The organism is Megasphaera hominis (assembly GCF_014269395.1).
In the GTDB taxonomy this organism is placed as follows: Bacteria; Bacillota; Negativicutes; order Veillonellales; family Megasphaeraceae; genus Megasphaera; species Megasphaera hominis.
In genome coordinates this window covers 79,471-87,300 of sequence record NZ_JACOGK010000009.1, presented here as the reverse complement: position 1 = coordinate 87,300, position 7,830 = coordinate 79,471, and the positions used below count along the sequence as shown (strand labels likewise).

The 7,830-nt window shown below is 49.9% G+C and carries 4 protein-coding genes; all 4 read left to right on the top strand.

Features of this window, described 5'->3' with window-relative positions; genetic code table 11:
- The coding region (locus H8J70_RS04640) for an integrase core domain-containing protein (RefSeq protein WP_186502693.1) at positions 1–363 on the top strand (363 nt) is incomplete at its 5' end.
- Positions 364–672: 309 nt separating this feature from the next.
- A complete protein-coding gene (locus tag H8J70_RS12840; RefSeq protein WP_186502698.1) occupies positions 673–1,062 on the top strand; it encodes an autotransporter domain-containing protein in 390 nt (129 codons plus the stop codon).
- 341 nt (positions 1,063–1,403) lie between these two features.
- A complete protein-coding gene (locus tag H8J70_RS04630) occupies positions 1,404–4,853 on the top strand; it encodes an autotransporter outer membrane beta-barrel domain-containing protein (protein WP_186502692.1) in 3,450 nt (1,149 codons plus the stop codon).
- Between the two features lie 801 nt (positions 4,854–5,654).
- Positions 5,655–7,370 (top strand): YadA-like family protein, encoded by a 1,716-nt coding sequence (locus tag H8J70_RS04625; RefSeq protein WP_186502691.1) that lies wholly within the window; start codon positions 5,655–5,657, stop codon positions 7,368–7,370.
- Positions 7,371–7,830 lie beyond the last annotated feature (460 nt).

The window sequence follows — 7,830 nt, the reverse complement described above, 5'->3', positions numbered from 1 at the left end:
TACCTCAATGGATTGCATGACGTCATCGAGTTCAAAAAGCAATACCCGGATCAAAAACTCATCCTTCATAGTGACCAGGGTTCTGTCTATGCTTCAAAAGCGTACAACGAACTTTTGCCCATGTATAATATTACGCATTCTATGTCACGAGCCGGCACTCCTACAGATAATGCTTCGATGGAGTCCATCAATGGCTGGATTAAGGAAGAACTATTCGTAGATTTCCATATTACGCACAATGAAGACATTGATAGACAAGTCGAACAGTATATTCGGTTCTTCAACGAAGAGCGCCCAGCCTATGCGCTGGAATATCTCACACCCGTACAATATCGGGAAATGTATGCACCCGAAAAGGACTAAGCCCTTATCGCTTTTTCATTTGGCCTAATTGCAGTCTTTCCGGTTTGGGCTTATGGGTCAATGAATGCCGAAGGCATCCGCGTCAACGGTTTATCATTGAGGCATAAGCCAAAACCGGATATAATCTGGCTGGCTAAATGATACTTGCCAAGTGGAAGGACTGCCTGGGTTATTAACTTTCTGGCGAAAGTCTTACCTCAGGCAGTGTCCAACTTATTAAAAAGTACTGTTCAACTTTGCGTCAAATTATATTTCTGATTCTAATTTTTTAGATTTTAGTGTCCAAGTTTTGTTGACCAGTGCAACACCATAGACTACTACGGCAAACTCATCTGGACCCGCCTAGGCAGCGACAGCGCCACCATCCACAACTCCCTAGGCAAGACGAACTTCGACTTCGACGCCATCAACTCCTATCGTACACGGTTAGGCATCCGCTGGACCAAACACCAAAGCGACAAAAACGCCTACTACGCCGGCCTAGGCTGGGACTACGAATTCGACGGCGACTCAAAAGCCAACTACCGCAACTTCAACACCCCCAGCCCCAGCATGAAAGGCTCCAGCGGCTTTGTAGAACTAGGCTGGCAGAGCAAGATTACAAAAGACAACCCCTGGGCCGCCGACCTACACGCCACAGCCTGGACCGGAAAACAACGCGGCGTGACGTATGGCGTATCACTGGCCAGAGCGTTTTGAGAAAACCTCCACCGATGAACGATCAATGACGTCACCATTAGGTGACAGAAGAAGATACCTTAAAGACCTGTAACGTGACGCACGTAAACACCGATTCCCGAATCCTTGTACCACAAAGCGCCGCAGACCAGACCGGCTAATTCACCTGCAACCACTCCATCTTCACAAGCCCTGCTCTCCACAGTCCTAACACAGCACTGGCAGAGAGCGGGGCTTTCCTTTTCCTCGTCTATAACATATTAGCAAAACGTATCAATTTTTGTTATAATAAACATGTAAGTATTGCAATCGTTTCGATTCGCGTTTTGGGGGAACGCATTTCTAGGGAAGAAGGAATCATCATGCAAAGAAAGCACACCATACTCTACGCCTCCATCATGGCTACACTCCTAACTACGACCATGGCCACGATGCCGCTTTACGCAGAAGACATCACGAACCAAACCAAGACTGTTACCAGCGATGTAACGACCGACGTCTATGGCGGCCAAGGCACAAAAGAAGGGGACAATGTCATTGGCAACCACGTGACCATCACCGCACCAGGCTCTGTCACGGGCAGGGTCTACAGCGGCTATACCCTAGGCGGCGGTACGGCCAACGGGAATACCGTAGAGCTAGACAAGGCTGCCGTAAAGACAGGATTAGATGAAGCAGCGTTAGGAATTGATGGAGATGCTGAGAAATACACAGGCAGTGTTTATGGCGGCTACATTTCTCTTGATGCAAGCGGCGATGTAACTCCTGCATCCGAAGCCAGCAATAATACAGTCACGCTGAAGGACAGCACCGTAGGCGGCCTTTATATCGCCGGCGGCTATATAAAGAAAATTGTGAACGAGCTTGGCGTGGGCCTCGATGCGAACACCTATACGAAGCCATCTGACGCCAATAACAACACCGTGACCATCACTTATGATTTGGCAGACCCGGTGGAGTATCACAGAATATGGGGCGGCTACACACCTTATGGCGATGCCAATGGTAATACGGTCAGCTTGGAAGGGACCCTCAGCGGCAGCGGCGAAAACGCTAAGGCAAATGTGACCGTACAGTCCATGGCTTTTAATTCACATCGCGGCAGCGATGCATACGCACCTATATACGGTGGCAGTACGGATAATGGCAATGCCAACGAAAACACCCTCAGCTTGAAGCGCGTTGCCATCAACGATGACATCACTGGCGGCTTTGGAGAAGCCGGGCTTATGAACAGCGATGGCCGGGCATCTGCCAGCGCTAATAATAACAAAGTTTACTTGGAGGATGTGTATATGGCAGGCCTGACGGATTATAATGTCCATTACTCTGATGGTAGCTATAATACTCATTCTGCCGGCGTCAACAGTGGCTACTCGTTTGTTAGTATAACTATAGAGTCTGACAACCTGGGAGCACAGTTCTTCGGTGAAGCCAATGACAATACAGCGATTCTGATTGGCTCTGCCGCCACGCCCCAGCTAGCCTGCGTCGACTATGTCTATGGCGGTTATGCAGATTCCAATATTTATTTCGATAGTGCACCTGAAGATAGTACGATTACACGCACCTATACGGAAGCCTTCAGCGCCAATAATAATACTGTTTCTTTGAATCACTACCAGGCAAATGAAGTCGTGGGCGGTGCCGCCTTCGCTGTCATTTATGATGATGCTGAATCAAAAAACGATTCCTTCTCTACAACTGCCACAGCAAAAAATAACCAGGTCTTCTTAACAGACAGCATCGTCACCGGCAACGTCCTGGGCGGCTCATCTGTCAGCTATTACGATTCAGATATTGCAGGTGCGTATAGATTAATGGATCATGCTGTAGATAATACAGTTATACTGTCAGGCAGCACCGTAACTGGCTACAGCAGTGAGAAACTCTTTACCGTTGGAGATATCGTCGGCGGGTTTGCGCTCCAAGGCACAGCCGCAGGTAATACGGTGACCTTGCAGAAAAACTCTAACGCCTACGGCGTCTATGGTGGTGCCGCCGGCTTTGGCACGGCCACAGGAAATACAGTCAACCTGACAGAAAGCACCGTAACTAATGCCTATGGTGGTGTTACGGGCTTGGAAAGCAGCCTGTATAATTCTGTGGGATGGTCAGTTCCAATGATCTCATCAACAGAAGACTTTTCATCAACCGTTACAGATCCGACTGTTTCCACCAGCAAGGCCAATGACAATACAGTCAACATGATCAGCGGTACGGCCGATTCCCTCTGGGGCGGCTACGCACAAAAGTTTGGAATTACTAAGGTGATTTATACCTTTAATGCAGAGAAGAGAGAGGTTGATGAATCTTACACTACCACGGACTATGTCAGCGGCTCTGCCAACAACAACACGGTAAACTACTACGGCGGCACAGTGAATAAAAGCATCATCGGCGGCCAGTCCGACTCGGCCGCGGCCAACGACAACGTGGTCAACCTCTACGCAGCCTTAGTAGGGGAAAACCTGACCCTCTCCGGCGGCATCGGCCAAACCGAAAGCAAAGGCAACACGCTAAACGTCTACGCCAAAGGAAATAGCGTCGCCAATGTGGATTACTTCCAGAACTACAATTTCTACGTCCCGGCAGGCACCGCCGCCGGTGACACGGTCCTCGCCGTCACAGATACAGCAGACCTGACGGACGCCACGGTAAAGGCCGGCGTAGAAGAAGCGACGAACCTCAGCGAAGGCCAGGTCATCAACCTCATCTATGATGCCAAGGGCCTCATCACCGACGGTGCCACCTACGCCATGATGGACGGCAAAGACACCGTCACAGACGCAGGCTTCGTACAGCGCCAGGCATCCATTTGGAAACAAGACGATAACACCATCGTCATCGGCATCCTTAAAGACACGACAGCGACCCTGAACGCCGACACGAAGCTCTTCGCCGAAGACCGGGCCGCAGCCGTAAACCTCGTCAATACCGGCAGCGACTTTGCCACTACTGCCGCCTACGACGGCGCCCTCACGGCCTGGAACGGCGATAACGCCGTTAAAGGCGACTTCACGCCCTACTTCGTCGTAGGCGGCCACGACCTGCGTGCTGACACAGGCTCCTACGTCGATACCTACGGTCTCAACGCCAACCTGGGATTCGTGAAACGAACCAGCCAAAATGGCCACACGGACACCCTCATGCCCTTCTTAGAATACGGTAACGGCAACTACACGAGCCACCTCGACGATGGCGCCAGAGGCGACGGAGACCAGCGCTACATCGGCGCCGGTCTCCTGGCCCGCAGAGACCTCACGAACGGCCTCCACTACGAAGCCATGGTCCGCGCCGGCCGCACCAACGGCGACTTCCACGGCCAAATAGACAACCACCTGACCAGCTACGACACCAGCGCTCCTTACCTCAGCGCCATGCTGGGAGCAGGGAAGATCATCAAGAAAGACACGACCTCCATCGACTACTACGGCAAGGTCTTCTGGACCCACTTGGGCAGCGACAGTGTACAGGTGCATTCTGACCTCGGTACATCGCAATATGACTTTGACAGTGTAGATTCGTACCGCACGAGACTGGGCTTCCGCTGGACGAAAGACGTGAGCCCGACGACGTCGTACTATGCAGGTCTCGCCTGGAACTACGAATTTGGCGACAACGCTGAAGCCCGCTATGGCACCTTCGAAACCCCAGCAGCCGGCGTCAAAGGCCACAGCGCCCTCCTGGAAATCGGCTGGCAAAGCAAGATAGACAAAGAACACAACTGGGGCGCTGACCTTCACGTCACAGGCTGGACAGGCGTCCAACGCGGCGTGACCTACAGCGCAACTGTAAGCAGAGCGTTCTAAAAAAGGCGCCACCTGTAGGGAGCTGGGACTGAAGAGGGCATTCCTGCGGATTCAACCTCTATCCCGGCTTCACTGTACTTTATCCGGTCTCGGAGAAAGTCATTTTATAGGCTTGCTATTATAAAATCCATCTGATTTTATAATAGCAAGCCTATTTTTTTATTTTTATTTTATAGTAGTGCTTATTAATTTTTTAATAGTTTTTTATTATACGAAAGTTGAGATATATAAAAGTCAAAAGGCCTGATTTTAGGGGCATAATTGATTTTTTGCATTAAATATACTGATTTTTACCAGTTAAATGTATATTATTTAAATTAATCTATGTAAATAAGTTATAATTCAGAATAAAAATTAATATACTTTAGTATAGTTGTAATTTAAAATGTTTCATTTTACAATATAATAAAACTATAGATAAAGTTCTGATGACATGTTATCTTTATGACACAATGGAAATTAATTTGGCTTGCTATACGCAAAATTAAATCATAATTTCTAATATTTTAGTTACGCGCTTTTCTTATACGAGCTTATTTACCGGTAGATTTGCCGGATGATTTGGGAGATTTTTATACGCTTGTCCAGCTGCGGGGAAGGCAGTCATGGCAACGGGTATACGTACTGGTAGCTTCGTTTTTTAAGAAATGAACATACCGGGGAGGGACCTGCTTACGGGTTAGAGAGTAGAAAGGGGTTTGTGTCATGAGTAAGATATATAGGGTCGTTTGGAGCAAGGTGAAAAACAGATATATTGTGGGACCGGAGCTTCTCAGGCATACTACAGGATACAGTAAGGTAGTGGCAGCTCTTTGTGTGGCCCTGGTTTGCACGGGCGGTTCGTTGGTCCTCGCTGAGGATACATCGATTGCTGCTCAGGATGCCGTGATTCAGGGCACCTTGATCGTGAACGGAAAAAAAGCCGATGGCAGTGCGCTTAATCCTAATAAACCGGCCGTCACTGTCCATGGGCTGATGGTGAGCAAAGACGTGTTACAGGTGAATCATTTGATGGGCACGTCCGGTAACGGATCCGGAACGATTGACGTAAGCAGTGTCAACACCAATGACGAATTGCGCACTCATGGCTATCTGGTAGTAGGCGCACAGGAAACGTCCGAGGGAGACAGTACGGTTCATGAACGGTCTGCTTCCATTGGTACTAACAACCAGATTGATGGCGAAGATTCTACCGGCATTGGGCTTTATAATACGGTTTATGGCAATGCGTCTTTAGCGACTGGCTATGAGAATCGGGCCTACTCCTTCGGCAGCTTTGCCTTTGGGCTGGAAAATAACGTTTACGCGTCCTATTCTTTTGCTGGCGGCGCCTATTCGGAAGCCGGAAATAAAGGGGATGCAGATGTATCTACGCCAGAGGGCAGGCATAAACTACAAAATAACGCCAAAGGCTGGAACTCCTTTGCCTATGGCTTCCGGGCACGGGCGATTGGCAGTACGTCTGCCGCCTTAGGGTATAGGAGTGAGGCCTTGGGAGAAAACAGCTTTGCTGCTGCCGGCGGCCTGACTGGTGAAAAAGCAAAAAACGCCGTTGCTTTGGGTTCTAAGGCCAAAGCGGATTTGAAGGATTCCGTCGCCTTGGGCAGTCGTTCCGTAGCGTCCGTCGATAAAGGCGTCATCGGTTATCGTCCCACCAGTACGGTCCAAACGGGTGCAAAACCTGAAAAAGCAGCGCCGAGTGCGCTGGATAGTACGTGGCAATCGACAGCCGCCGCTATTGCCGTAGGGGATGCGCCCAATGGCATTACCCGTCAAATTATTGGCGTAGCAGCCGGGACAGCCGATACGGATGCCGTAAACGTTGCCCAGCTGAAAGCGGTCGTAGCCATGGCGGCAGAGGGTAATGATACGAGAAGCACTGTCAAAGCCGGTGAAAATGTGACGCTTACCACCCAGGGGAATGAATTTGGTGCGGACGAATACACTATCAATGTAAAAGCCGACGGCAAGGTAGCCTCAGGTGATACGAAGCTGATCAGCGGGGACACAGTGTATCAGGAAACACGGGTCCAGGCCGACGGTCATTACATCCGGCAAACCAATACAGCTGCTGAAAATATCACCGCCTTGGATAACCAAGTAGGCCTGAATACGAAGAGCATTACCAATCTCGGCGGCCAGATCAGCAAGCTGGACTCCCGTATCAATCGCGTTGGTGCCGGAGCTGCCGCCCTGGCCGGACTCCATCCACTGGACTTTGACCCGGATAATAAATGGGATTTCGCTGCAGCCTATGGCAATTACAGTAATGCTAATGCCGTGGCCATCGGCGCATTCTATCGCCCGAACGAAAATATGATGTTCAGTATCGGCGGTTCCTTCAATGGCGGAGAAAACATGATGAACTTCGGCATCAGCTGGAAATTCGGCCAGACGAGCAGCGTAACCCGGTCGAGAATCTCCATTACCGAAGATGTCTTAGCCTTGAAACAGCAAGTAGCCGTACTGACGAAAGAACTCGCCGCCTATAAATCCGGCATGAGCATGAAAAAATAGAAGCAACGAAAAAGACGCTGCTGGCGCAGGTTTTCCTGACCGGGAAGACACTGCCGCCACGGCGGCGTCACTGGATTCGAAATCGTACCTTGCCAAGGGGGAAAGTGGGTGTACCAGCGCTCGGAAGAAGAAATTGGTCCCCCCTTAACGTACAGCACGGTACTGTTATTCGCCACAACCCCGACTAAGCAATTCCTTCCCACTCGGGCGCAGCGCGTGACAGTAACGATAGAGCGTACCGCGTGTGAAGTAACTGTGCGTTTTGCCTCTAACGGGTTCTGAGACCCCACTTTCCCTGTTGGAAAGGTACGAAGTCTAAGGCTGTCATTGCCTCTAGCGGATCCCACGTTTAGATGAAAAGGCTATTCCTCAAGCAGAACGAGGAATAGCCTTTCTGTAATAATTATTGATAAATAGGCTTAAGGAAATAATAAAACGCAAAGGAAGAATCGATAAAGTT

Bases quoted from the DNA above. Each gene is read 5' to 3' on its own strand.
- H8J70_RS04630 (WP_186502692.1), top strand. From the start codon at position 1,404: ATGCAAAGAAAGCACACCATACTCTACGCCTCCATCATGGCTACACTC.